This is a genomic window from Methylobacterium sp. AC433, from assembly GCF_979253015.1.
The window spans coordinates 104,252-127,558 of the sequence record NZ_CEEDBN010000006.1 but is presented as its reverse complement, the minus strand read 5'-3'; the positions used below and the strand labels follow the sequence as shown (position 1 = coordinate 127,558).

General features: G+C 69.9%; 22 protein-coding genes. 4 read left to right on the top strand and 18 right to left on the bottom strand.

Annotated features, from left to right (window positions below):
* Window position 1: 1 nt before the first annotated feature.
* From lpxB to fabZ, 4 genes are read right to left on the bottom strand one after another with little or no spacing between them, the layout of a single operon-like run.
* Window positions 2-1,174 (bottom strand): lipid-A-disaccharide synthase, encoded by a 1,173-nt coding sequence (gene lpxB, locus AC0IWM_RS11495; protein ID WP_471755045.1) that lies wholly within the window; start codon window positions 1,172-1,174, stop codon window positions 2-4.
* A complete protein-coding gene (locus AC0IWM_RS11490) occupies window positions 1,171-2,085 on the bottom strand; it encodes an LpxI family protein (protein WP_471755043.1) in 915 nt (304 codons plus the stop codon). Before AC0IWM_RS11490 ends, lpxB begins: the two co-directional genes overlap by 4 nt.
* Entirely contained in the window at window positions 2,082-2,894 is an 813-nt protein-coding gene (gene lpxA, locus AC0IWM_RS11485; protein ID WP_471755041.1) for an acyl-ACP--UDP-N-acetylglucosamine O-acyltransferase, read from the bottom strand. Before lpxA ends, AC0IWM_RS11490 begins: the two co-directional genes overlap by 4 nt.
* Window positions 2,891-3,346, bottom strand: coding sequence for a 3-hydroxyacyl-ACP dehydratase FabZ (gene fabZ / locus AC0IWM_RS11480; protein WP_431739876.1), 456 nt, complete (start codon window positions 3,344-3,346; stop codon window positions 2,891-2,893). Before fabZ ends, lpxA begins: the two co-directional genes overlap by 4 nt.
* Before the next feature lie 326 nt (window positions 3,347-3,672).
* Here fabZ and AC0IWM_RS11475 point away from each other — a divergent pair, with 326 nt between their 5' ends.
* Complete coding sequence (locus tag AC0IWM_RS11475) at window positions 3,673-5,082, top strand: helix-turn-helix domain-containing protein (protein WP_471755039.1); 1,410 nt, start codon at window positions 3,673-3,675, stop codon at window positions 5,080-5,082.
* Between the two features lie 3 nt (window positions 5,083-5,085).
* Here the strand turns inward: AC0IWM_RS11475 and lpxD are convergent, their stop codons facing one another.
* The 5 genes from lpxD to AC0IWM_RS11450 form a co-directional block, all read right to left on the bottom strand.
* Complete coding sequence (gene lpxD, locus AC0IWM_RS11470; protein ID WP_471755037.1) at window positions 5,086-6,144, bottom strand: UDP-3-O-(3-hydroxymyristoyl)glucosamine N-acyltransferase; 1,059 nt, start codon at window positions 6,142-6,144, stop codon at window positions 5,086-5,088.
* A gap of 45 nt (window positions 6,145-6,189) precedes the next feature.
* Complete coding sequence (gene bamA / locus AC0IWM_RS11465) at window positions 6,190-8,751, bottom strand: outer membrane protein assembly factor BamA (protein ID WP_471755035.1); 2,562 nt, start codon at window positions 8,749-8,751, stop codon at window positions 6,190-6,192.
* A gap of 323 nt (window positions 8,752-9,074) precedes the next feature.
* Entirely contained in the window at window positions 9,075-10,235 is a 1,161-nt protein-coding gene (gene rseP / locus AC0IWM_RS11460; RefSeq protein ID WP_471755033.1) for an RIP metalloprotease RseP, read from the bottom strand.
* A gap of 184 nt (window positions 10,236-10,419) precedes the next feature.
* Window positions 10,420-12,000 carry a DHA2 family efflux MFS transporter permease subunit gene (locus AC0IWM_RS11455; protein WP_471755031.1) on the bottom strand — a complete coding sequence of 527 codons (1,581 nt, stop codon included), beginning with the start codon at window positions 11,998-12,000 and terminating at the stop codon, window positions 10,420-10,422.
* A gap of 15 nt (window positions 12,001-12,015) precedes the next feature.
* The gene (locus tag AC0IWM_RS11450) at window positions 12,016-13,251 is read right to left on the bottom strand and encodes an HlyD family secretion protein (RefSeq protein ID WP_471755029.1); all 1,236 of its coding nucleotides are present in this window, start codon (window positions 13,249-13,251) and stop codon (window positions 12,016-12,018) included.
* Window positions 13,252-13,378: 127 nt separating this feature from the next.
* Here AC0IWM_RS11450 and AC0IWM_RS11445 point away from each other — a divergent pair, with 127 nt between their 5' ends.
* A complete protein-coding gene (locus AC0IWM_RS11445; RefSeq protein WP_471755027.1) occupies window positions 13,379-14,023 on the top strand; it encodes a TetR/AcrR family transcriptional regulator in 645 nt (214 codons plus the stop codon).
* A 41-nt stretch (window positions 14,024-14,064) separates the two neighbouring features.
* Here the strand turns inward: AC0IWM_RS11445 and dxr are convergent, their stop codons facing one another.
* The 9 genes from dxr to AC0IWM_RS11400 all read right to left on the bottom strand — a co-directional run bounded on the left by dxr (window position 14,065) and on the right by AC0IWM_RS11400 (window position 22,036).
* The gene (dxr, locus tag AC0IWM_RS11440) at window positions 14,065-15,228 is read right to left on the bottom strand and encodes a 1-deoxy-D-xylulose-5-phosphate reductoisomerase (RefSeq protein ID WP_471755025.1); all 1,164 of its coding nucleotides are present in this window, start codon (window positions 15,226-15,228) and stop codon (window positions 14,065-14,067) included.
* A 12-nt stretch (window positions 15,229-15,240) separates the two neighbouring features.
* On the bottom strand, window positions 15,241-16,104 hold the full coding sequence (locus AC0IWM_RS11435) for a phosphatidate cytidylyltransferase (RefSeq protein WP_471755023.1): 864 nt from the start codon (window positions 16,102-16,104) through the stop codon (window positions 15,241-15,243).
* A 2-nt stretch (window positions 16,105-16,106) separates the two neighbouring features.
* Window positions 16,107-16,937 (bottom strand): isoprenyl transferase, encoded by an 831-nt coding sequence (locus AC0IWM_RS11430; protein WP_471755021.1) that lies wholly within the window; start codon window positions 16,935-16,937, stop codon window positions 16,107-16,109.
* Between the two features lie 64 nt (window positions 16,938-17,001).
* Window positions 17,002-17,568 (bottom strand): ribosome recycling factor, encoded by a 567-nt coding sequence (frr, locus tag AC0IWM_RS11425; protein WP_471755019.1) that lies wholly within the window; start codon window positions 17,566-17,568, stop codon window positions 17,002-17,004.
* 149 nt (window positions 17,569-17,717) lie between these two features.
* On the bottom strand, window positions 17,718-18,194 hold the full coding sequence (locus AC0IWM_RS11420; protein WP_471755017.1) for a BLUF domain-containing protein: 477 nt from the start codon (window positions 18,192-18,194) through the stop codon (window positions 17,718-17,720).
* Window positions 18,195-18,362: 168 nt separating this feature from the next.
* Window positions 18,363-19,085, bottom strand: coding sequence for a UMP kinase (pyrH, locus tag AC0IWM_RS11415; protein ID WP_056467544.1), 723 nt, complete (start codon window positions 19,083-19,085; stop codon window positions 18,363-18,365).
* Window positions 19,086-19,269: 184 nt separating this feature from the next.
* Entirely contained in the window at window positions 19,270-20,193 is a 924-nt protein-coding gene (tsf, locus tag AC0IWM_RS11410) for a translation elongation factor Ts (protein WP_471755015.1), read from the bottom strand.
* Between the two features lie 185 nt (window positions 20,194-20,378).
* Window positions 20,379-21,446 carry a 30S ribosomal protein S2 gene (locus AC0IWM_RS11405; protein WP_056467538.1) on the bottom strand — a complete coding sequence of 356 codons (1,068 nt, stop codon included), beginning with the start codon at window positions 21,444-21,446 and terminating at the stop codon, window positions 20,379-20,381.
* A 215-nt stretch (window positions 21,447-21,661) separates the two neighbouring features.
* Entirely contained in the window at window positions 21,662-22,036 is a 375-nt protein-coding gene (locus tag AC0IWM_RS11400; protein WP_056467535.1) for a PH domain-containing protein, read from the bottom strand.
* Between the two features lie 94 nt (window positions 22,037-22,130).
* On the opposite strand from AC0IWM_RS11400, the gene AC0IWM_RS11395 reads away from it, so the two are divergent.
* Together AC0IWM_RS11395 and acpS are read left to right on the top strand one after the other, a co-directional pair.
* Window positions 22,131-22,892, top strand: coding sequence for a pyridoxine 5'-phosphate synthase (locus tag AC0IWM_RS11395; protein ID WP_471755013.1), 762 nt, complete (start codon window positions 22,131-22,133; stop codon window positions 22,890-22,892).
* Window positions 22,889-23,302: a holo-ACP synthase gene (gene acpS / locus AC0IWM_RS11390; RefSeq protein WP_471755011.1), complete on the top strand. Its 414-nt coding sequence runs from the start codon at window positions 22,889-22,891 to the stop codon at window positions 23,300-23,302. The genes AC0IWM_RS11395 and acpS overlap by 4 nt, the downstream gene beginning before the upstream one ends.
* Window positions 23,303-23,307: the final 5 nt, after the last annotated feature.

The window sequence follows — 23,307 nt, the reverse complement described above, 5'->3', positions numbered from 1 at the left end:
ATCAGGCCGCGCGGCGGGCGGCGAGGACGATGCGGGCGGCGCTGCGGCTCGGCAGGTCGTCGTCGGGCAGGCGCATCAGGCTGTCGATGCGGGCGAGTGCGGCCACCTGCGCCTCTCGCGCCGCCTCGCCCGCGAGCAGGGGTGCGACGGCGTCGGCGAGGCGCGGAGCGGTGCACTCGGCCTGGATGAACTCGGGCATGGCGTTCTGGCCGAGGATCAGGTTCGGCAGGACGATCGTGGGAACCTGGATGAGGCGGCGGGCCACCGCCTCCTCGATCCGCGAGACCTTGTAGGCGACGACCATCGGCACGCCGGCCAGGGCCAGTTCCAGCGTGACGGTGCCGGAGGCCGCGAGCGCCGCCCGCGCCCGGCGGAAGGTGGCGTACTTGGCCGCCTCGCCATGGACGAGGGTGACCGGGCCGTCCCAGGCGAGGGCGAGGCGCTCGATCAGGGCCCTGTGCCGGGTGACGGCCGGCAGGACCGCCTCGATCGGTCCGAAGCGCGCCGTGAGCCGCGCCAGGGCCGCGCCGAAGACCGGCATCAGGCGCTCGATCTCGGAGCGGCGCGAACCGGGCAGGATCACCAGCACCGGGCGCCCGGTCATGCGGGCCTCGGCCTCGGCGCCGCTCGGCCGCAGCTCGGCGAGCCGCTCGATCAGCGGGTGGCCGACATAGGTGCAGGCCGGGCCGTTCAGACGACGGTGCGCCTCCGGCTCGAACGGGAGCAGGGCGAGCACGTGATCGATGAAGGGCCGCATCTTCGCCGCCCGCCAGGGACGCCAGGCCCAGACGCTCGGCGAGACGTAGTCGACGATGGGCAGATCCGGCATCCGCTTGCGCACCCGGGAGGCGACCGCGTGGGTGAAGCCGGGACTGTCGATGATGACGAGGACGTCCGGCCGGGCCTCGACGACGTCGCGCACGGTCTGGCGGATGCGCCGCAGCAGGGTGCGCAGGCGGGCGGCCACCGGCAGGTAGCCCATCACCGCCACGTCATCGATGGGAAACAGGGAAGCGAACCCCTCCGCCGCCATGGCCTCGCCGCCGACCCCGCCGAAGCGGATCGGCCGATCGGAGAGCTCGCGCAGGCCGCGCATCAGCTTGGCGCCGAGCTGATCCCCGGAATCCTCGCCCGCCACCAGCCAGACCGTCCGCTCGCTGCGCGGTTCGCTCATGGATCCGATCCCGTGCTGGCCTCCGGCCCGCCCGCTTCGGCGCTCAGGCCGAGGAGGAACAGGCCCGCCCGGTCCGCGGCCGCGATCGTGGCCGGACGGTCGATGATCAGGGTGAAGCCCGCCTGGACCGCCAGGCCGGCACAGCCCGCCGCCGCCGCGTTGGCGACCGTGCGCGGGCCGATCGCCGGCAGGTCGACGCGCAGGTCCTGGCCGGCCTTGGCGCATTTCACCAGAACGGTGCCGGCCTGGGCGCTGCCGTAGCCGAAGGGTCGGCGACCGAGCATCCGGGCGCGCGCCAGCATCCGGTCGGTCCCCTCCGGCCCCTCGACCGCCAGAGCCCGCTGTCCGACGACGACGGTGGCCTGGCCGACGTCGAAATCCGACAGGGCCGCCAGCAGGGACCGCCCCGTGGCGATGGACTCGCGCGCCGTAGCGTCGGGCGCGTGCCGGCCGAGCAGGCCCTCCGGACTGAGGAGATCGGGCGCGACGTCGTGCACGCCGATCACGCCGTGACCATGGTCCTCCAGGAGCGCCAGCGCGCCGCGCAGGAGGCGGTCGTCGCCTCCGCCCGAGATGGCCTTCAGGGCATCGCGGTTTCGCAGGGCCGCGGCGGCGTTGAGGATGGCGGCCGGGTTCGGCCGGGACACGCCGCCGGCCGGGACCACGCTCACCGGTCCCCAGGCCTTGAGGATCGCCAGGATGCCGGCGATGTCGAGGAGGTCGACGGTGGCCTCCGCGCGGGCGCGCATCGCCCGTTCGGCGAAGCCGCGGATCGCGAGCACCCGGAAGGGGCGTCCCGCCCGATCGAGGGAGGCGGCCACGAGCTCGGGCAGGCGGCCGGCGCCCGCCACCAGGACCAGCGCCGCCGGGGCGGGCGCGATGCGCGCGGCCGGCGCCGGATTCGCGCTCAAGCCGCGCTCGGCGTCTCGCGCGGGGTGCAGAGCGAACGCTTGCCGCCCGCGCGGATGAAGGCGACGATCTCGGCCACGGCCGCGTGGGTCTCGAACTCCGCGGCGACGTCCTCCAGGCGCTCCATCAGCGTGCCCTCGTTGGCGAAGAGCAGGCGATAGGCCCGGCGCAAGGTGTGGATGTCCTCCCGGGCGAAACCACGCCGCTGCAGGCCGATGATGTTCAGGCCCGACAGGTAGGCACGATTGCCGAGTGCCATCCCGTAGGGGATGCAGTCGTTCTCCAGGCCGGACAGGCCGCCGACGAAGGCGTGGGCGCCGACGCGCGCGAACTGGATCACCGCGGCGCCGCCGCCGAGGATCGCGTAATCGCCGACGCTGCAATGGCCGGCGAGCATGACGTTGTTGGAGAACACGACGCCGTCCCCGACGCGGCAATCATGCCCGACATGGGAATTGGCGAGGAAGGTGCAGTTGTCGCCGACCGTGGTCTCGAGCCCGCCCCCGGCCGTGCCGGGATTCATGGTCACGCCCTCGCGGATCAGGCAATCGGCGCCGACCGTGAGGGTCGAGGCCTCACCCTTGAACTTCAGGTCCTGCGGCGGATGGCCGATGGAGGCGAAGGGATAGAGCCGGGTCCGGGGACCGATCGTGGTCTGGCCAGCCACCACCACGTGGCTGACCAGCTCGCAGCCTGCCCCGAGGGCGACGGCCGGGCCGACATGGCAGAACGGACCGATCCGGACGCCCTCGCCCAGGGTCGCGCCGTCCTCGATCACCGCGCTCGGGTGGATCTGCGCGGCGGTGCTCACTCGGTCACCAGCATCGCGCCGATCTCGGCCTCGGCGACCAGGGTGCCATCGACCCGCGCCTCGCCGCGGAACCACCACATGGTGCGCCGGTGATTCATCTTCGTCATGTGGTAGCGGACGGTATCGCCGGGCACGACGGGCTTGCGGAACTTGCACTTGTCGATCGTCATGAAGAACACCTGCTTGGCGCGCAGGTCGTCGCCCATGATGTGCCGGCAGCATATGGCGCCGGCGGTCTGGGCCATGCCCTCGATCAGCAGGACGCCGGGGAACACCGGCAGGCCGGGAAAGTGTCCGGTGAATTGAGGCTCGTTGATCGTGACGTTCTTGATCCCGACACAGCTCCGGTCGCCGTCGATCTCGATGATCCGGTCGATCATCAGGAAGGGATAGCGGTGCGGCAGGAGTTCCAGAACCTTCTGGATGTCAGCCGAGCCGAGTTCACGCGGCATGTCGTTCATCGCTTGCATTACCCTACTGCGCGTCGGCGCCCCCGCCGCCCCGCCTCGTTCCCGTTCGCCGTCAGACCTGGAGGATGCGCCTTCATTCGGCAGAAGGACCGCGGATGCAAGCCCCCAGGCAGGAATGCTCCGCCGCCGGGCCGTCGCGGCGAGCGAACCGGAGTGACCGATCGCCACGTTTTCGACGCTCTGCGCAGGCTATCGCGTCAGTAGAATCGCGTCGATCTTGACGTTGCCGCGGCTCGCCCCAGAATGCAATCGAGCCGACGCAGCGACCGCATTCGTCCGACGACTTCCCTTGCCGAGAACAAGACCTGATGGTTTCGTCTGATATGGATCGGCTCGCCCGCAGCGGAACCGTGGGATCAGAAAACAGCCGCGTCTCGACGGGCAACAACGTTCAGGCACTTCGTCACGGCGATGTCATCATCTCCGATCGTCTCGCCGAACGCCCGGCCAAGGCGATGGATGTCGGCGCCATGGCGGAGGCTCTCGCCAAGATCGCGACCCGTCTGGTACCGGACCCGGAGGCGGCCGGGCGAACCCTCGTCGATGCGGTCCTCCGGCTCTGCGGATGCGGCTCGGCCGGTCTCAGCCTCGTCGAGCCGGATTCCGAGGCGCTGGTCTGGAGCCGCGTCGCCGGCCTTCTCGCGGACCAGGCCGGCCTGCGCCTTCCCCCCGATCTCGATGCGGGCCGCAGCTGTATCGCGGCGGGCACCACGATTCTCGTGAGCCGGCCCTTCGCCGGGCTCACGGACGATGCGCGCGCGCCGCTGCTGGAAGGCCTGTTCACGCCCCTGCGCGACAGCGCCGGACAGGCCCTCGGCGTGCTGTGGGGCATCCACCACGACGTGACCGCCCGTTTCGACGGGGAGGATGCGCGGATCCTGGAGCAATTCGCCGGACTGCTCGTCCTCGCCCTCAAGGCCCCGGGCGGGTCCCGGTCCCCTCCGGTGGCGAAGGCCGCCCGTGCGGCGCGCCCATCCGCCAGGGCGGAGGCTGCGGCCAATCCGTTCATCCGCAAGCTGCACGGCTTCGTACCGCTCTCCGCCGCCGATCGCGAACACCTGCAACAGCTCACCGAGAATGCGGTCGCGGTGCCGGCCCGGACGGACCTCATCCGCGAGGGCGACCGTCCCGGCGGGGTGTTCCTGATGATGGAGGGGGTGGCCTGCCGCTATCGACGGATCGGCGCGGCGCGGCGGCAGGTGACCGCCTACCTGCTGCCGGGCGATTTCTGCGACCTCGACGTCGCCCTGCTCAGCCGGATGGATCACACCATCATGACCCTGACGGAGGGGCGGATCGCGCAACTCGACCGTTCGACCGTTCTCGACCTGACCCGCAACCATCCCAACATCGCGGCGGCGCTGCGCAAGACCACCCTGGTCGACGAGGCGACCCTGCGCGAATGGCTGGTCGGACTCGGGTCGCGCGGGCCGATCGAGCGGATCGCCCATCTCTTCTGCGAGCTGCAGGCGCGGTTCGAGGTCGTCGGGCTGGCAGGTCCGCAGGGCTTCCCGCTGCCCCTGTCGCAATCGAACCTGGCGGACGCGACCGGCCTCTCCGGCGTGCACGTGACCCGGGCGATCCAGGACCTCACCGGGCGCGGTCTCGTCGCGCAGGCCGACGGGATGCTCGTCATCCGCGATCCCGGCGGCCTGAAGGCGCTCGCCGGCTTCGGCGGCGACTACCTTCACCTGGAGGACCGGCACCCGCGCGGCTGAGGTTCAGGCCTTGGGCTCGTCCCCGCCGGTGGAACGCTCGGCCAGTCGGGCGAGCGTGGTCAATTCGCGGAACCAGGCCCGAACCGGCTTGGCCGGGGTTCCGCCCCAGCGGCTGCCCGGGGGAACGTCCCGGTTCACGTTCGACGACCCGGCGATCTGCGAGCCCATGCCGATGCGCAGGTGGCCGACGACGCCGACCTGGCCGCCGAGGACGACGTAATCCTCCAGCGTGGTCGAGCCGGAGATCCCGACGCCCGAGACGATGACGCAGTGGCGTCCGATGACGACGTTGTGGGCGATCTGCACCAGATTATCGATCTTGGTCCCCTCGCCGATCACCGTGTCGCGGCTGGCGCCGCGATCGATGGTCGTGTTGGCGCCGATCTCGACATCGTCCTGAACGATGACCCGGCCGATCTGCGGCACCTTCAGGTGCCCGCCCGCGCCCATGGCGAAGCCGAACCCGTCCTGACCGAGGCGCGCGCCCGGATGGACGATGACGCGGTTGCCGAGGAGGGCGTGGGTCAGGGTGGCGCCGGCGCCGATGCTGCAGTCGCGTCCGACCCGGACCTGCGGGCCGATGCTGGCATTCGGGCCGATCACGGTCCCGGAGCCGATCTCCGCTCCGGGACCGATGACGGCGCCGGGATCGACCTGCACACCGGGCTCGAGGCGGGCCTCCGGATGGATATGCGCCCCCGGCGCGACGCCGGCGGCCCCGAAGAGCGAGCCCGGCCGCATCGCCTCCGGATGAAGGCGCGCCAGCAGGCCCGCATAGATCCGGTAGGGATCGCGCAGGACCAGGGCCACGGTCTCGGACGGAACCCGCAGGGCGAAGCGCGGCGAGACGAGGCAGATCCCGGCCCGCGTCGCGGCGAGCGCGTCGCCGTACCGGGCATTGTCCATGTAGGCGACGTCCTGCGGCGTGGCGGATTCCAGCGGCGCGGCGCCGGTGATCACGCCCGCCGGGTTCGCGCCTTCGGGAAGCGGAACGCCAGCAGCCTCGGCGATGGCGCCGAGGCTGAAGGTGGTGGTCGCGGGGAAGAAGATCGGATCTGACATGCCGTCACAACGCGCTGCCTCCCCGAAAGGAGGCAGCGCTCCGGGTCAGAACCGCGAGCCGCCGGAGAACCGGAAGGCCTGCAGCTGATCCTTGCCGACGCGGCCGAGATAGTTGCCGGTCGCATCGTAGGCCTTCACGCCTTCGTCCTTCGAGAGGGCGTAGGCGTAGTCGAAGCGGATCGGGCCGAGCGGCGAGTTCCACAGGATCGAAGCACCGACCGAGGAGCGGATCGTCATCTTGTCGCGAACGTTCACGCACTCGGGTTCGACGCCGATGGTGTTCTGGTTGAAGTTACAGGCTCCACCCGGTGCGATGCCGTTGATGAAGGCATCGCCGTTCACGTTGAACTGCGTGCGGCCGTTATAGCCGAACAGCGTACCCGCATCGGCGAACACCGCACCCTTCAGGCCGAGGTCCCGCGGCACGCCGGGGAGCGGGAACTGAACTTCGACGGTGCCGCCGAAGTAGGTCGAGCCGCCGATGGCGTTCGAACGGCTGTCGCTGATGCCGACGTCGCGCGGGCCGATGCCGTTGGGCGCGAAGCCGCGGACCAGCGACGGGCCGAGGAAGAACTGGTCGGTGATGCGCAGCGGCTGGTCATTCAGCGCCGTGATGTGACCGCCCTGGAAGCGGACGAAGCCGACCACGTCCTCGTAGAGCTCCTTGTAGTACCGGGCGTCGCCGGTCACGCGGAAGAACTTCGAGTCGCCGCCGAGGCCCGCGATATCGGGCTTCAGCTCGGCGTAGAGACCGTTGCGGGGCGAACCCAGGTTGTCGAGGGTCGAGTAGGCGAGCGTCAGGCCGGCGAGCGAGGTCAGCGTGCTGCCCTGCGAACCCTTGAGCGCGATCGAGGCTTCGCCGTCGAAGGCACAGGACGGATAAGCGGCCTGTTCGCCCGCCGCACCCGTCGCGCGTGTGCCGTTCGTCAGCAGCGTGTAACCGGGGATCGGGTTCGAACAGTCGTTGTACGGCCGCTTGACCGTGTTCGGGACCTTGAGCTCGGTGTTGTAGAGCGAGTACCGCATCGTGATGCCGAACTCTTCCGTGATCGGCAGGCCGACGCGGAGCTGGCCGCCATAGACGGTGGTCTCGTAGCGCGAGTAGCGGGTCTGGTCGCTGTACTTGTAGAAGGCGTCGAAGCCGGCGGCGAGGCGGTAGCCGAGGAAGTACGGCTCGGTGAACGAGAAGTCGAAGCCGCGCGAGTACTGACCGCCGGTGCCCGCCACGCGAACGTACTGGCCGCGACCGAGGAAGTTCGACTCCGAGATCGAGACCTCGCCGATGATGCCGTCCTGGGTGGAGTAGCCGCCCGCCACCGAGAACGAGCCCGTGGGCTGATCCTCGACGTCGATGTTGATGATCACGCGGTCGGCCGAGGAGCCCGGCTCGTTGGAGAAGCGCACCTTCTTGAAGAAGCCGAGGCCGTTCAGGCGACGCTCGGCCCGGTCGGTCAGCACGCGGTTGTAGGCATCGCCCTCGGTGATATCGAGCTCGCGCCGGATGACGTAGTCGCGGGTGCGGGTGTTGCCGCGGATGTTGATGCGCTCGACGTAGACGCGCGGGCCGTCCTCGACCACGAAGCCGAGGGCCACGGTGTGGGTGGCGCGGTCGCGCTGGCCGGTGGGACGCACCTGGGCGAAGGGGTAGCCCTGGCGGCCGACCTGGTTGGTCACGCCGTTGAGCGTGCGCTCCACGTCCTCGGCGTTGTAGACGTCGCCGACCTGGGAGCGGATCTCGCCGTCGAGGACCTGGGTGTCGAGGCCCGGCAGGCGGGAATCGATCGCCACCGCGCCGACGCGGTACTGCTCGCCTTCCTCGACGGTGACGGTGACGACCCAGCCGGCGTCACCTTCGCCCTCGACGTAGCGGGCATCGGCATTGATGACACGGAAGTCGGCGTAGCCGTTCTTGAGGTAGTAGCGCCGGACGATGTCGAGGTCGTTGGTGATGCGGTCGGGATCGTAGACGTCCGAAGTCTTGATGAAGCTGAGGAAGTTCATCTCCGACGAGGACATCAGCTCGCGCAGCTTGGACGCCGAGTAGGCGTTGTTGCCCACGAAGTTGATCGCCTTGATGCCGGTCTTGTCGCCTTCCTCGATGACGTAGATCACGTCGAGGCGGCCGTTCGGCAGGTCCACCGTCCGGAAGGTCACCTTCGCGGTGCCGCGGCCGGCCCGGCGGTAGACTTCCTTGATGCGCTGGATGTCGGCCTGGACCACGGCCTCGCTGAAGGCGCCGCGCGCCTTGGCCTCGACCTCGCCCTCGAGGGTGGCCTTCTCGATCTTCTTGTTGCCCTCGAACACCACCCGGTTGATGAGGTTGTTCTCGCGGACGCTGACGACGGTGCTGGCGCCGCTGCGCGAGACCTTCACGTCGGAGAACATGCCGCTCGCCAGCAGGTTGCGGCGGGCTTCCTCGGGCGATCCGGAGGCGGTCCCGGTCACGTAGGACCGGATGGTGTCGGCATCGACACGCTTGTTCCCCTGGACGACGATCTGCTGCGCCTGGGCGGTTCCACCGAGAACGAGGCCAGCGGCCGCCGCGGCGACTAGGACGATGGTCTGTTCCGCCGACTTACGCCGGCGCTTCCCCGTCATCGACATCATGTAATCGCCCGTCTCTTTATATCTTCAGCGCGAGTTTGCACCCGCAGCCAGGCGCCCGTTTTCCGGGCGTCCTGACACCTGGTCCCAAGCTCAGCTTCTATCGGGATTCCCCCGTTAAGCAAACGCCGGGGGGTCCCGCTCACTGGGGATTTTGGGGAGACGTGGCCTTCCGGTCACTTAACGCCCCGGACCGATCGTCGAACAGGGTCAACAAACGGTTGCGCGCGAAACCCGGGGGTTCCGCGCGCGAGGCCGATTGTGGTTAAGATCGAGGCCTTTGCGTGTCCCGAAGCGGGACCGCCCCCGGAATCCCCAGGCGCCGCTCAGGTCCCGCGCGCACCCCAGGAGGCACCCAGATTGAGGATGTCGTTCCAGGCCGCGAACAGCATGAGGAACAGGACCAGGGCGAGGCCGATCCGGAAACCGATCTCCTGGGCCCGCTCGCTGAGCGGACGGCCGCGCACCGCCTCGAAGGCGTAGAACAGCAGGTGCCCGCCATCGAGCAGGGGGACGGGGAAGAGGTTGAGCAGGCCGATCGAGACCGAGAGCAGCGCGATAAGCCCGATCAGGCCACCGAGACCGCCGCTCTGGGCGACGGCACCGGAGACCCGGGCGATCCCGATCGGTCCGGAAAGCTGGTCGGGTGATTCCCGCCCGGTGACCAGCTTGCCGATGTAGTCGATGGTCCGGTCGACCACGAAGTAGGTCTCGTAGGTGCCGAGGCCGAGGGATTGCAGCGGGCCGTAATGGACGAGCTTGGCCTCGTTGGCCTTCGGCCCCTGGATGCCGAGGCGGCCGAAGCGATGGCGGCCGAAGGGCGTCACGTCCTCCTTGCGCTCCGGAACGGCCACGAGTTCGCGCGTCTCGCCGGCGCGCTCGACCGTGAAGGTGAGGCTGGAGCCGGCCGCGCCCGAGACCGTGCGCTGCATGTCGGTGAAGCTGTCGACCCGCGATCCGCCGATGGCGCGGATCACGTCGCCGGGCTGGAAGCCGGCGCGGGCGGCGGCGCTGTCGGACATCACCGCCTCGACGCGGGCCGGCGTCTCGTAGCGGCCGCCGAAGTAGATGGCGCCGGAGAAGAGCGCGATGGCGAGGATGAAGTTTGCGATCGGCCCGGCGGCCACGATGGCGGCGCGCTTGGGCAGGGATTGCGTCGGGAAGCTCGTCGCCCGCTCCTGCGGGGTCATGCGCGCCACGGCCTCCGGGTCGGGGACGCTGGCGCCATTGGCATCGCCGTGAAACTTGACGTAGCCGCCGAGGGGAATCGCCGAGAGCTTCCAGCGCGTCCCGTGGCGGTCGTTGAAGCCGAACAGTTCCGGTCCGAAGCCGAGGGAGAAGGCGTGGACGCCGACGCCGCACCAGCGGCCGACCAGGAAATGTCCCATCTCGTGCACGAAGACGACGATGCTCAGCACGATCAGGAAGGGGATCACGGCGCCGAAGAAACCGCTCGCCGTGCCGCCCATGGCGTTCAGGAAGTCCATTGGTCGATCCTCTCGGCCTCCCCCGGGGCCGTTGCTCCGCTGTAGCAGATCGGATGCGGTGGACGCGAACGCAAACCGTCCGCGCCGGATTTGCGGCCGCAGGGGCGCCGTGCGCAGGCCCGTCCCCGCTTTCCCGGCGACAGGATAAAGAGCCGGGCACGCTTCGGCTGGCGGATTGCGCCCGTCAGTGGCCGCCGCCCGCGCCGGCTGCCGCGCGGGGCCGCCGGATGAAGGGCACGGCGCAGGCCATCGCCACGAACAGGAAGGTCAGCACCAGGAACACGTCGGTGAAGCTCATCACCAGCCCCTGGAGGCGCACGGTGTTCATCATCGCCTTCAGCGCCATCGCGTCGGCATTGCCGCCGAGCCCATCGAATTGCCGGCGCGTCATCTCCAGCCGCTCGAGGACAGCCGTGTTGGTCCAGGTGAAGCGCTCGTGCAGCCGGGCGAGGTGGAGGTCCCAGCGGTCGTTCAACACGGTGTTGATGAGCGCGAGGCCGACCGCGCCGCCGAGGTTGCGGGTGAGGTTGTAGAGACCGGAGGCGTTCTTCATCCGGGCCGGCGGCAGGGTGCCCAGCGCGATGTTGTTGATCGGGATCATGCACAGCATCAGCGAGCAGCCGCGCAGGATCTGCGGCACCAAGAGTTCCCAGAAATCCCAGTCCTTGGTCAGGCCGGTGACCATCCAGGTGCCGGTGGCGAATCCCAGGAAGCCGAGCCCCATCATCAGGCGCGGGTCGACCTTGCCCGAGAGGCGTCCGGCGATCGGCGCGGTGGCGAACATGCAGAGGCCCGAGACGAACATCGTCTCGCCGATCTGCAGCGCCGAGTAGCCGCGCACCCGGCCGAGATAGACCGGGTAGAGATAGGTGAGCCCATAGAGGCCGATGCCGAGGACGAAGCTGAAGATGCAGCCGGCCGCGAAGTTGCGGTCGGAGAAGGCGCGCAGGTCGACGATCGGCTCGGCGGCCGTGAAGGCGCGGTAGAAGAAGGCCGGGCCGGCGGTCAGGCAGACGACCGCGCAGGCGAACACCGCCTCGTCGGCGAGCCAGTCGTGGTTCGGCCCCTCCTCCAGCACGTATTCGAGGCAGCCGAGCATGAGCGCCATGAAGACGAGGCCGAACCAGTCGAAGCGCTTGAACAGGGCCAGATTGGGCTCGTCGAAGTCGACCAACAGGTAGGTCGACACCGTGACGAAGATCCCCGGCACGACGTTGACGAGGAACAGCCAGTGCCAGTCGAACAGGTCGGTGAGGTAGCCGCCCACCGTCGGCCCGATGGTGGGGGCCAAGGTCGCCACGAGGCCGATCATCGGCGAGACGATGGAGCGCTTCGAGGGCGGGAAGATCGTGAAAGCGGACGCGAATACCGTCGGGATCATGCCGCCGCCGATGAAGCCCTGCGCGGCGCGCCAGATGATCATCTCGTTGATCGAGGTCGAGGTGGCGCACATCAGGCTCATCAGCGTGAAGCCGCCGGCCGAGATCACGAACATCCAGCGCGTGGAGACCACCCGCGACAGGAAGCCGGAGAGCGGGATCGAGATCACCTCGGCGATGAGATAGCTGGTCTGGACCCAGGGGATCTCGTCGCCCGAGGCCGAGAGGCCGGCCTGGATCTCGGCCAGCGACGCCGAGACGATCTGGATGTCCAGGATCGCCATGAACATCCCGAAGACCATGCAGACGAACGCCACCATGCGGCGGCGGTCGAGCGGCGGCTCGATGGCCGGTGCGGCCGGTCCGAGGGCGGCTGTGGCGGCCATCTGCGGATCCTGGTCCTAGTGCCGGGCGGCCGTGCGGACGCGATCGTCCCCGGCCGCCTCCGAGCCCTCGCGGGTATCGACCCGGACCGTCACGGAGAGGCCGGGACGCAGGATGCCCTCGCGGGCGACGTCCGCCGGCACGTGGACCCGCACCGGCAGGCGCTGGACGATCTTGGTGAAGTTGCCGGTCGCGTTGTCGGGCGGCAGCAGGCTGAAGACCGAGCCGGAGGCGGGCGACAGCGACTCGACCTCGCCGACGATGTCGCGGTCCGGATAGGCGTCGACCGCGATGTGGACACGCTGGCCCGGACGCATGCGCTCGACCTGCGTCTCCTTGAAGTTGGCGTCGATCCGGACGCTCTCCAGGGGCACCAGGGCCGCGACGCGCGAGCCCGGCGAGACGTAGGCCCCGGCCTCCACGGCCTTGTTGCCGATCACCCCGTCGAAGGGCGCCCGGATCGTCGTGAAGTCGAGGTCCCGCTCGGCCCGCGCTTCGGCCGTCCGCAGCTCGGCGGCCAAGCCCTCCGCCTCCTTGCCCTGCGCCCGCAGCACCTCGACATTCGCCCGCATGGCGACGAGGGAAGCTTCCGCCCCCTTCACCGCGGCCTCGGTGCGATCGCGGTCGGCCCGCGCCTGCTCGATGCGCGCCTTGGCGACGAAGTCGACCTTCTCGAGCTGCTGCTGGCGCGCATAATCGGCCGCGGCGCGCACCGCGTCGGCCTTGTTGGCGTCGATCTGGGCCGAGGCCTGGAGCATCTGCGCCTGGGCGGCCTCGACCTGCCGGGCGATGCGGGCGATGGCCGCCTGCTGCGTCGCCAGCTTGTCGTGCGCGGCCTGCGCGGCCAAGCGATAATCGCCATCGTCGAGCCGGGCGATCACGTCGCCCTTGTGCATCAACTGCCCGTTCACGACCGGCACGGCGGCGAGGTACCCTGGGACCTTCGCGGCCAGGACCGAGATGTCGGCCTGCACGTAGGCGTCGTCGGTGCTGACGAAGAAGCGCCCGACCGTCCACCAGTCATGGGCCTTGTAGGCGCCGCCACCGAGGGCCGCGAGAAGCAGCGTCGCCAGGACGAGCTTGCGCGTCCGCCGTGGCTTGGGCGAAGCTTCGGCCGGTGCCGCCGCGATGAGCGCGGGCGTTCTCGGCGCGGTCGTCACGGCCGCCTGGGGTGGGGACGTCGATCCGCTCGGCGCAGCCTCATCGGCCAGGGCCGGCTCGGCCCGAAATCCGTCGTCCTCGCGCAAACTCATGGCGTCGATCCGGCTCTCGCAAGGGATTGACCGAACCGTTCGGTCATTTTCCGAGCCGCAAACTCTGGCGCGGCCCGGCACACTCAGATATTATGACCGAACCGTTCGGTCAATCAGGATCAGGACCATGTCGACCGCCGAAGCCACCCGCGATGCGCGGGAGCGCACATCACCCGACACCGACAAGCGTCGCCAGATCCTCGAAGGTGCGCGCGCGGTCTTCATGGCATCGGGGTTCGATGGCGCCAGCATGGGCGAGATCGCCAAGGCGGCGGGGGTCTCGAAGGGGACCCTCTACGTCTACTTCGACAGCAAGGAAGCCCTCTTCGAGGCCCTCACGCTCGCGGAGAAGCGCGGACTCGCCGAGGTGCTGTTCCGGCTCGATGCCGACGATCCCGATGTGCGGGGCGTGCTCACGCGCCTGGGACGCAGCTACCTCGCCGAGATGATCCGGCCCGAGCACGTCACGTTGATCCGGATGGTCATCGGCGCCTGCGAGAAGTTCCCGCGCCTCGGCCAGGCCTTCTTCGAGGCGGGCCCGGTGCAGGGGTCGACGCGGCTCGCCGCCTATCTCGACGCCCAGGTCGCGGCGGGGCGTCTGCGCCCGGCCGACACCAACCTTGCCGCGCGCCAGTTCCTGCAGATCTGCCAGGCCGGACTCCTGACCCGGCTGCTGTTCAATGCCGGCGACGGCGTCGCGCAGAGCGAGATCGAGCACAATGTCGGCGAGGCCGTGCGCGTGTTCCTGGCGGGCTACAGCCCGGACCCCTGACGGGCGGCTCCGGGCGCCGCGGCGATACCTGACGAGTCGGCTCAGGCCGCCGCGACGGCCTGGCTGCTCCAGCGGCGGACTTCGGCATCGATGGCCAGGGCCTCGTCGACGTCCTCGGGCGCGGTCCGATACTGGCCGGCGAAGTGCTCGCAGGCGCGCTCGACGAGGTCGGCGATGCCGTAGAAGCCGATCGCCCCCTCGATGAAGGCCGCCACCGCGATCTCGTTGGCCGCGTTCATCACGGTCGGAGCGGCCCCGCCGGCGGCCAGCGCCGCCCGGGCGATGCGCAGGCACGGGAAGCGCGCCTCGTCGGCCGCCTCGAAGGTCAGGCTGCCGGCGGCGGCGAGGTCGAGATGACGACCGCGGGCGATCGTCAGGCGCTCGCCGAGCCCCAGGCAATGGGCGATCGGCACCCGCATGTCCGGCATGGCGAGGCCCGCCGTCACCGCGCCGTCGCGCCAGTAGACGAGGCCGTGCACGATCGATTGCGGATGGACGATGACGTCGAGCCGCTCCGGCTCCAGGGTGAACAGGTGGTGTGCCTCGATCAGCTCGAGCCCCTTGTTCATCAGGGAAGCCGAATCGATGTTGATCTTCATGCCCATCGACCAGGTCGGGTGGGCGGCGGCCTCCGTGGGCGAGGCGGCGGCGATGCGCTCGCGGGTCCAGGTCCGGAACGGGCCGCCCGAGGCCGTGATCGTCATCTTCGAAACGTCGTCGAGGCGGCCGTCTCCCAGCGCCTGGGCCAGGGCGTTGTGCTCGGAATCCACCGGCAGCAGGGTGGCGCCGTAGCGCTTGGCGTCGCGCATGAAGGCGTCGCCGGCGCAGACTAGGCTCTCCTTGTTGGCCAGCGCCACGGTGCGGCCGAGCTTCAGCGCCTCGTGCGTCGGGCGCAGGCCGGCGGCCCCGCTCACCGCCGCCACGACGATATCGGCGTCGCGGGCGACCGCTTCCAGGACGGCGCCCTCCCCGGCCCCGTTTCGGATCGTCGTATGGGCCAGCGCCTCGCGCAGGGCGGGGCCGGCGGCTTCGTCGGCCAGGGCGACGAAGTCGGGCTGGAGGTTGCCGGCGAGCCGGGCGATGGCCGCGACGTCCCGGCCCGCCACGAGGCCGCCGATGCGGAAGCGGTCGGGATGCTGCAGCAGCAGGTCGATGGTCGATTGGCCGATGGAGCCGGTGGCGCCGAGGATGGTGACGGTCAGCAACGGAAGGGTCCTTCAGGCCGCCACGAAGCGGCGGGCGATGAGATAGAAGCCGGCCAGGACGGCTACGGCGAAGAAGCCGTCGAGGCGATCCATGACGCCCCCGTGGCCGGGAATGGCACGGCCCGAATCCTTCACGCCGTAATGGCGCTTCAGGGCGGATTCCACGAGGTCCCCGCCCTGGCTCAGGATCGAGGCGACGGCGCTCACGAGGGCGACCGCGGCGAGCGAGGTGGTGGCGAGGTCGCTCCAGCCATGGTCGCGCGCGACCATCACCAGGGCGACACCGGCCAGCGTGCCGGCGGCGAGGCCACCGAGGGCGCCGGACCAGGTCTTCTTCGGGCTGACCCGCGGCATCAGCTTGGGGCCGCCGAAGGTCCGGCCGGTGAAGTAGGCGATGATGTCGGTGGACCAGACCACCGCGAACATCCAGGCCGGGCCGAGGATGCCGAGGGCCGGATCGTCGCGCAGGGCCGTCGGCACCAGGGCGATCACCGCCGAACTCGCGAGGCCCGCCAGGGCGCGAGCCCGGCCGGCGCCGCCGCGCACCGCGACCGCGACGAGGACGGTGCCGACCGCGCCGACCGCCAGGGTGGTTCCGGGCGCCGCGTCGCCGTGGAGGCACAGGACGAGGCCGAACAGGGTGGCGGCCGTGAGCGCCAGCACGAGGCGCCGGGGCGCCACCGCGCTCATACCGATCCACTCGGCCGCGAACACGATGCCGGCGGCGAGCCAGATCACCGCGAAGGGCCAGCCGCCGAGGACCAGGGCCGAGAGCACGATGGCCCCGAGCAGGATCGCCGACACCAGCCGGGCCTGGAACTCGCGGCCCGCGAAGAGGCCGCGTTGCGAGGCGGGGGCCGCCTCTCCGGGCGCCACGATCAGCCGGCCTTGCCGCTGAGGCCGCCGAAGCGACGGTCGCGGCGATGGTATTCGTCGATGGCGGCGCGGAAGGCGGCGTGGTCGAAGTCCGGCCAGAATTCCGGCACGATCACGTACTCGGCATAGGCCGTCTGCCAGGTGAGGAAGTTCGACAGGCGCTGCTCGCCCGAGGTGCGGATCACGAGGTCCGGGTCCGGGATGCCGGTGGTGTCGAGGGCGTCCGTGAGGACGTCGAGATCGATCGCGTCGGGCGCCAGCGTCCCGGCCGCCACGGCCCGGGCGAGCGTGCGGACGGCGCGGAGAATCTCCTGGCGGCCGCCGTAGTTGAAGGCCACGATCAGGGTCAGGCCGGTATTGGCCCGGGTGCGCTGCTCGGCCTCGTCGAGCAGGCCCGCGATGTCCGGCGGAAGGCCCTCGCGCGCACCGATGATGCGGATGCGGACGTTGTTGCCGTGCAGATCCGCCAGGTCGCGGCGGACGAAGAGCTTCATCAGGCCCATGAGGTCGGCGACCTCGGCGGGCGGGCGGCGCCAGTTCTCCGAGGAGAAGCTGTAGATCGTCAGGTAGCGCACGCCGAGTTCGATGGCGGAGCGCACCGCCCGCCGCACGGCCTCGACGCCGCGCCGGTGTCCCTCGACCCGGGGAAGGCCGCGGCCGGCGGCCCAGCGGCCGTTGCCGTCCATGATGATGGCGACATGGGCCGGCGCCGACGCGACGGCGGGCACGGCCGTGCCCGGATAGACCACCGCGGCGTCCGATACGCCCAGCGTGGTCTCCGTGCCGTGCACCCTCGCCGCCTCGATCTGACGCGCGCCTTCTGAGCGACCCAACGCGCTTCTCCCCCAACCGTCACTCGTGCCGATCACACGTGGTCCCGATCCCCGATGCGGGAACTCAGACCTGCATGATCTCCTTCTCCTTGGCGGCGAGCACACCGTCGATGTCGGCGATGAACTGGTCGGTGGCCTTCTGGACCTCGCCCGCCTGACGCTTCTCGTCGTCCTCGCTGATGGCGCCGTCCTTCTCGAGCTTCTTGAGATGGTCGAGCCCGTCGCGGCGCACGTGGCGCACGGCGACGCGCGCCTCCTCGGTGTACTTGTGCGCGACTTTGACCATCTCCTTGCGGCGCTGCTCGTTCATTTCCGGAACGCGCAGGCGGATCGTCTGGCCCTCGGTCTGCGGGTTCATGCCGAGGTCGGATTCGCGGATCGCCTTCTCGACGGCGCCGATCATGCCGCGGTCCCAGACCGAGATGCTGAGGAGACGCGGCTCGGGCACACTCACGGTCGCGACCTGGGCCATCGGCATCATCGCGCCGTAGGCATCGACCTGGATCGGATCGAGGATGCTGGGCGTCGCCCGGCCAGTGCGGAGCGATCCGAGATCCCCCTTCAGCGAAGCCACGGCGCCCTGCATGCGACGCTTGATGTCATTCAGGTCGAATTCTGGAATGGCTGCCATGCTGGACTATCCCGACGCGAACTTGAGGGAATGGGTCGGGCCGCCGGGGCCCGTTCGTGGGCCTCAATGAACCAAAATCCAGTAGGTCGCAAATGGCGTTCACGCCGTTTGGGCAGGAAAGGCTTTCACGCCCTCGGTCGCCCTGCCGGCTACGCCTTGGCCGCGGCGGGAGCCGCGGGGCCGGAGCGCTGCACGAAGTGGTTTCCCTCGACTTCGGTGAAGGCCCACAGGAGGCCGACGGCGCCGGCCAGCGACATCCGGGTCGGGTCGAGCTGCGGTTTGGGACCGTAGCGGAGGTAGAGGGTGTCGAGGGGTTCGGAATGTCCGGCATAGCCGACGGTCCAGCCCCGGAAGTCCCGCTGCTCGATCGTCCGCGCCGCGATCAGCACCATTCCGTTGTGGCGGCTATCGGCCGCAAGAGTCCAGAGCTGGTCCGACAGGGCGACCGCGTCTCCCTCCATGGCCTGAAGGAAGAACTTCTCGTTGAAGACCAGTGCGCCGGTGAAGCCGGAGGCGCGGTCGTAGCGGCTGCACGAGGCGAGGATGTCCCGCACCATGTCGCGCAGAGTGCCCCCGTGCAACGTCAGAAGGTTGTGACTGTAGAAGACAATCTGCGAGAGAGACATCGACCGTGCTCAGCGACCGTTCCACCTGATCGCAGGCGGCTCGATGTGGCAGCACATCCGAAAGATCTCAACAAATTCTGATCGGCCTCGGACGGAAGACCACGGCGACTTCCGGAGACTTCACCGGTCAGGAAGCGACACCTGCCGACCGGGCGCCGGCAAGGCCACTTACGGGACGACCTGGGTGGCCGGAGCGGCTCCGGTGAGGATCGCCAGGATCGAGCTCGGCGCATGGACCGAGCCGACGACGATCGACAGGCGGCTCTCGCGCGCGAGTGCGAAGGCGGCGGTGTCCATCACCTTGAGATCGCGGGCGATGGCCTCGTCATGGGTCAGGCGATCGTAACGGGTCGCCGTGGGGTCGCGGTTGGGATCGGCGGAGTAGACGCCGTCCACCTGCGTCGCCTTCAGGACGGCATCGCAGCGCAGCTCGGCCGCCCGCAGGACGGCGGCGGTGTCGGTCGTGAAGTACGGATTGCCGGTGCCTCCGGCGAGGACGACCACCTGTCCCTTGTCGAGGTGGTGCAGGGCGGGCTGGCGGGCATAGGTCTCGCAGATGGTCGGCATCGACACCGCCGACATCGTGCGGGCCGGAACACCCGCGGCATTCAGGGCCGTCTCCAGGGCCAGGGAGTTCATGACCGTCGCCATCATGCCGAGCGAATCACCGGTGGCGCGGTCGATCCAGCCGGCGGCCGAGATGCGCGCGCCGCGGATCATGTTGCCGCCGCCGACCACCAGGGCGATCTGCACGCCCGCCTCGCGGGTCCGGGCGATGTCGTCGGCGATGCCGGCCAGGGTCGGGGGGTGCAGCCAGTACCCGTCGGGAGCGGCCAGGGCCTCGCCGGAGAGTTTCACGAGGACGCGGCGAAACGGTGTGGTCTCCGGCATCGAGCCAGTCCCCTCTAACCCGGCCTGGATCAGGTCGGGGAGCCAATCGGAAGCGGAGGGGTGTCTAGCCCAAGGGAGGCCGGAACGTCGAGGGGCGGCGGCATCGCTGCCGCCGCCCCTCCTGACAATTCGATGGTTTCCTGCCGGCTCCGTCCCGGAGCGGCAGGAACCGGGCGGGATCGGCTCAGCCGCGGGCGGCGGCGGCCACCTCGGAGGCAAAATCGGGAGCCTCTTCCTTCTCGATGCCCTCGCCCAGGGCGTAGCGCACGAAGGCGGTGAGCTTGACCGGCGCGCCGGCCTTGCCCTCGGCCTCCTTCAGGACCTGGCTGATCGTCTTGGAGCCGTCATGCACGAAGGGCTGCTCCAGGAGGGTGACCTCCTTGTAGTAGCTCTTCAGGCCGCTCTCGACGATCTTGGTGAGCACGTTCTCGGGCTTGCCGACGTTCTTCTCGCGCAGGATGTTGATCTCGCGGTCGAGGGTCGCCTGGTCGACGCCGGCGGCGTCGAGCGCCACCGGGTTGGTGGCGGCGACGTGCATGGCGATCTGCCGGCCGAGGGTGGAGAGCACCTCGACGTCGCCCTCGGATTCCAGCGCGACGAGCACGCCGATCTTGCCGAGGCCCTCGACCACCTGGCCGTGGACGTAGGAGGCGATCACGCCCTTGGTCACGTCGAGCTTGGCGACGCGGCGCAGGGTCATGTTCTCGCCGATCGTGGCGATTAGGTTGGCGAGACTCTCCTTGACCGTGGTCGAGGCGCCGGGGAACGTGGTGGCCTCGAGGCCTTCCAGCGTGCCGTCGGTGTTGAGGGCGAGCTTGGCGGCCTCGCGGGCGAAGGCCTGGAAGCTGTCGTTGCGGGCGACGAAGTCGGTCTCGGAGTTCACCTCGACGATCGCGGCGTGGTGGCCGGCGGACTCGACGGCGACCAGGCCCTCGGCGGCCACCCGGCCGGCCTTCTTGGCGGCCTTGGCGAGGCCCTTCTTGCGCAGCCAATCGACCGCGGCTTCGATGTCGCCGTCGGTCTCGTTGAGCGCGCCCTTGCAGTCCATCATGCCCGCGCCGGTCTTCTCGCGGAGCTCTTTCACCAGTGCGGCGGTGATGTTGGCCATGGCGGGTCCTTTCCGTGTCCTGTCGGAGCCCGAGCCTTCCTACGGGGAAGCCTGCGGAGAGCCGACGTTTCTTGAGGGGTAAGTCTTTGAAGCGACTGAGCCCGGCGCTCAGGACAAGCGCCGGGCTTCAGGAAGCAATGTCCGATCTGGCGATGGCGGCCCGATGACGGGCCGCCGAAGCAGGATCAGGCCGCGGCGGCAGCCTCGACGAAGCCGCGGGCCTGGTCGACCCAGCCGTCGCGGACGATGCGGCCGTTCAGCTTGAGGTCGGCATCGACCTTGGCGACGTCGTCGGCGCTCATGGAGGCCAGCTGCCAGTAGTGGTAGATGCCCGCCTCGTTGAGCTTCTGCACGATCTGCGGGCCGGCGCCGTGGAGCTTCGACAGGTCGTCGGGCGCGCCGCGGGGAGCCGAGAGCAGCTCGAAGTGCTCGGTGGACTCGACGAGGGCGGCGACGTCGGCCTGGTTGACCGAGCCCGACTCGACGGAGGTCGCCGCATCGTCGTTGGCCGGCAGCTCCTCGGCGACCGGCTCCTCGGAGGCGCCGAGATCGACGCCCATCGAGCCCTGGCCGCGCGAGATGCCGTCGATGGCGGCGCGGGCGATCAGGTCGCAGTAGAGGGCGATGGCGCGGCCGGCGTCATCGTTGGCGGGGACGACGTAGGTGATGCCGTCCGGGTTGCAGTTGGTGTCGACGATGGCCGCGACCGGGATGCCGAGGCGCTGGGCCTCCTTGATCGCCAGCTGCTCCTTGTTGGTGTCGATCACGAACAGCAGGTCCGGCACGCCGCCCATGTCCTTGATGCCGCCCAGCGCCTTCTCGAGCTTGTCCTTCTCCCGGGCCAGCATCAGGCGCTCCTTCTTGGTGAGGCCCTGGGCCCCGCCGTCGAGGGTCTCGTCGACCTTGCGCAGGCGCGCGATCGAGCCCGAGATGGTCTTCCAGTTGGTCAGCATGCCGCCGAGCCAGCGGGAGTTGACGTAGTACTGGGCCGAGCGCTTGGCCGCCTCGGCGATGGTGTCGGCCGCCTGGCGCTTGGTGCCGACGAACAGGACACGACCGCCCTTGGCGACGGTGTCGCTCACCGCCTGCAGGGCCTGGTGGAGGGCCGGCACGGTCTGGGCGAGGTCGATGATGTGGATGTTGTTGCGCGTCCCGAAGATGTAGGACTGCATCTTCGGGTTCCAGCGGTGGGCCTGGTGTCCGAAGTGGGCGCCGGCCTCGAGAAGCTGACGCATGGTGAAATCAACGGCCATGTCTTTGTACTCTCCGGTTGATACCGCCGCGGAGGAAGCGATCGCGCCCGAGGGACGACGACCACCGGAAACGCCTCATTCAGGCATGAGGCCGGCTCCGCGTGTGGAATGGGCGGGGCCTTAACAGAGGCCGGCCGCCGAGGCAAGATTCATGGACCACGTTCCTGAAGCCGGCTGATCGGTTCCGGACCTGTCCGTCCCGGGCCCGACTCACATCAGCGAATCGACGCCGCGATCGCCTGCTGGATGCCCAGGATGTTGGCGCCCCGCTTCAGGGTCTTGCGAATCGGCTCGGCCCGGCCCGACACCCAGATCGCGAGTTCGGAATCGAGATCGAAGCTGCCCGCCGTCTCCACGGAGAACGCGGTGATCGCCCGGTAGGGCACGGTCAGGTACGAGACCTTGCGGCCGGTGATGCCCTGCTTGTCCACCAGGATCAGGCGGCGGTCCGTGAAGACGATGAGGTCGCGGATCAGCCGGAAGGCGACCTGGACCGGCTCGCCCTCGGTGAGGATGCCGGCCATCTGCTCGTTCACCTCCGCGGGCGTGAGGTCGCTGCCGTGGCCGAGCAGTCCATCGAGAAATCCCATCGCGCGCCGTATCCCCCTGAAGCCCCGCCTCGCCTATGTAGGGGCGCGTGCGCCGTTCCGTCAGGGCGCAGGTTCGTGTCCGGAGTCCGCCTCGATGTCCTCCCCCGCCTCCCGGCCGAGCCGCCTCCGGCTCGGCGTCAACATCGACCACGTCGCGACCGTCCGGAACGCCCGCGGCGGCAATGCGCCGGATCCGATCCGGGCCGCCCGCGAGGCGGTCGCGGCCGGGGCGGACGGCATCACGGCGCATCTGCGCGAGGACCGCCGGCACATCCGCGACGCCGACATGGAGACGCTGGCGCGCATCCTCACGGTGCCGCTCAATTTCGAGATGGCCGCCACCGACGAGATGATCGGGCTGGCGATTCGCCTGAAGCCGCACGCGGCCTGCCTGGTGCCGGAGAAGCGCGAGGAGCGCACCACCGAGGGCGGCCTCGACATCGTCGGGGGCCACGATGCGCTCCGGCCCCGCATCGCCCGCCTGTCCGAGGCCGGCATCCGGGTCTCGCTCTTCGTCGAGCCGGACGAGGCGGTGATGGACGCGGCGCGTCGCCTGGAGGCGCCGGTGGTCGAACTCCACACCGGCAGCTACTGCGAGGCGGCGGCCGAGGGCGACGCGGAGCGCACGGCGCACGAACTCGATCGGATCGCCCGTGCGGCCGCCTACGGTGCCGGGATCGGCCTCGAGATCCACGCCGGCCACGGCCTCGCCCTCGACAGCATCGGTGCGGTGGCGGCCCTGCCCGAGATCGCCGAGCTCAACATCGGCCACGCGCTGATCGGCGAGGCGATCTTCGTCGGCCTGCCCCAGGCGATCCGGGACATGCGTGCCGCGATGGCGGCGGCCCGGGCATGATTCTCGGCATCGGCTCCGACCTCTGCGACATCCGCCGGATCGAGAAGTCGCTGGAGCGCTACGGCGAGCGCTTCACCCACCGGGTCTTCACCGAGGGTGAGCGCGCCAAGTGCGAGGCCCGCGCGGCGCGGGCGCCGTCCTACGCCCGCCGCTTCGCCGCCAAGGAGGCCTGTGCCAAGGCCCTCGGCACCGGCATAGCCCGGGGCGTCTTCTGGCGCGACATGGAAGTGGTGAACCTGCCCGGCGGCCGCCCGACCCTCCGCCTCGCGGGGGCGGCGGCCGAACATCTCGCGGCGATGACGCCCGCCGGACACGTGCCGAAGCTGCACATCACCCTCACGGACGACCCGCCCATGGCTCAGGCGTTCGTGATCATCGAGGCGGTGCCGGACAGCACGGCGGAGTCTTAGCCGAC

What these genes read in the sequence shown, in the direction of transcription:
- acpS (WP_471755011.1), top strand. Translation starts at nt 22,889, where the DNA reads ATGATTCTCGGCATCGGCTCCGACCTCTGCGACATCCGCCGGATCGAG.
- lpxB (WP_471755045.1), bottom strand. Translation starts at nt 1,174, where the DNA reads ATGAGCGAACCGCGCAGCGAGCGGACGGTCTGGCTGGTGGCGGGCGAG.
- AC0IWM_RS11450 (WP_471755029.1), bottom strand. Translation starts at nt 13,251, where the DNA reads ATGAGTTTGCGCGAGGACGACGGATTTCGGGCCGAGCCGGCCCTGGCC.
- AC0IWM_RS11475 (WP_471755039.1), top strand. Translation starts at nt 3,673, where the DNA reads ATGGTTTCGTCTGATATGGATCGGCTCGCCCGCAGCGGAACCGTGGGA.
- AC0IWM_RS11420 (WP_471755017.1), bottom strand. Translation starts at nt 18,194, where the DNA reads ATGTCTCTCTCGCAGATTGTCTTCTACAGTCACAACCTTCTGACGTTG.
- AC0IWM_RS11445 (WP_471755027.1), top strand. Translation starts at nt 13,379, where the DNA reads ATGTCGACCGCCGAAGCCACCCGCGATGCGCGGGAGCGCACATCACCC.
- pyrH (WP_056467544.1), bottom strand. Translation starts at nt 19,085, where the DNA reads ATGCCGGAGACCACACCGTTTCGCCGCGTCCTCGTGAAACTCTCCGGC.
- fabZ (WP_431739876.1), bottom strand. Translation starts at nt 3,346, where the DNA reads ATGCCGCGTGAACTCGGCTCGGCTGACATCCAGAAGGTTCTGGAACTC.
- AC0IWM_RS11400 (WP_056467535.1), bottom strand. Translation starts at nt 22,036, where the DNA reads ATGGGATTTCTCGATGGACTGCTCGGCCACGGCAGCGACCTCACGCCC.
- frr (WP_471755019.1), bottom strand. Translation starts at nt 17,568, where the DNA reads ATGGCAGCCATTCCAGAATTCGACCTGAATGACATCAAGCGTCGCATG.
- AC0IWM_RS11455 (WP_471755031.1), bottom strand. Translation starts at nt 12,000, where the DNA reads ATGGCCGCCACAGCCGCCCTCGGACCGGCCGCACCGGCCATCGAGCCG.
- tsf (WP_471755015.1), bottom strand. Translation starts at nt 20,193, where the DNA reads ATGGCCAACATCACCGCCGCACTGGTGAAAGAGCTCCGCGAGAAGACC.
- AC0IWM_RS11395 (WP_471755013.1), top strand. Translation starts at nt 22,131, where the DNA reads ATGTCCTCCCCCGCCTCCCGGCCGAGCCGCCTCCGGCTCGGCGTCAAC.
- rseP (WP_471755033.1), bottom strand. Translation starts at nt 10,235, where the DNA reads ATGGACTTCCTGAACGCCATGGGCGGCACGGCGAGCGGTTTCTTCGGC.
- AC0IWM_RS11405 (WP_056467538.1), bottom strand. Translation starts at nt 21,446, where the DNA reads ATGGCCGTTGATTTCACCATGCGTCAGCTTCTCGAGGCCGGCGCCCAC.
- bamA (WP_471755035.1), bottom strand. Translation starts at nt 8,751, where the DNA reads ATGATGTCGATGACGGGGAAGCGCCGGCGTAAGTCGGCGGAACAGACC.
- lpxD (WP_471755037.1), bottom strand. Translation starts at nt 6,144, where the DNA reads ATGTCAGATCCGATCTTCTTCCCCGCGACCACCACCTTCAGCCTCGGC.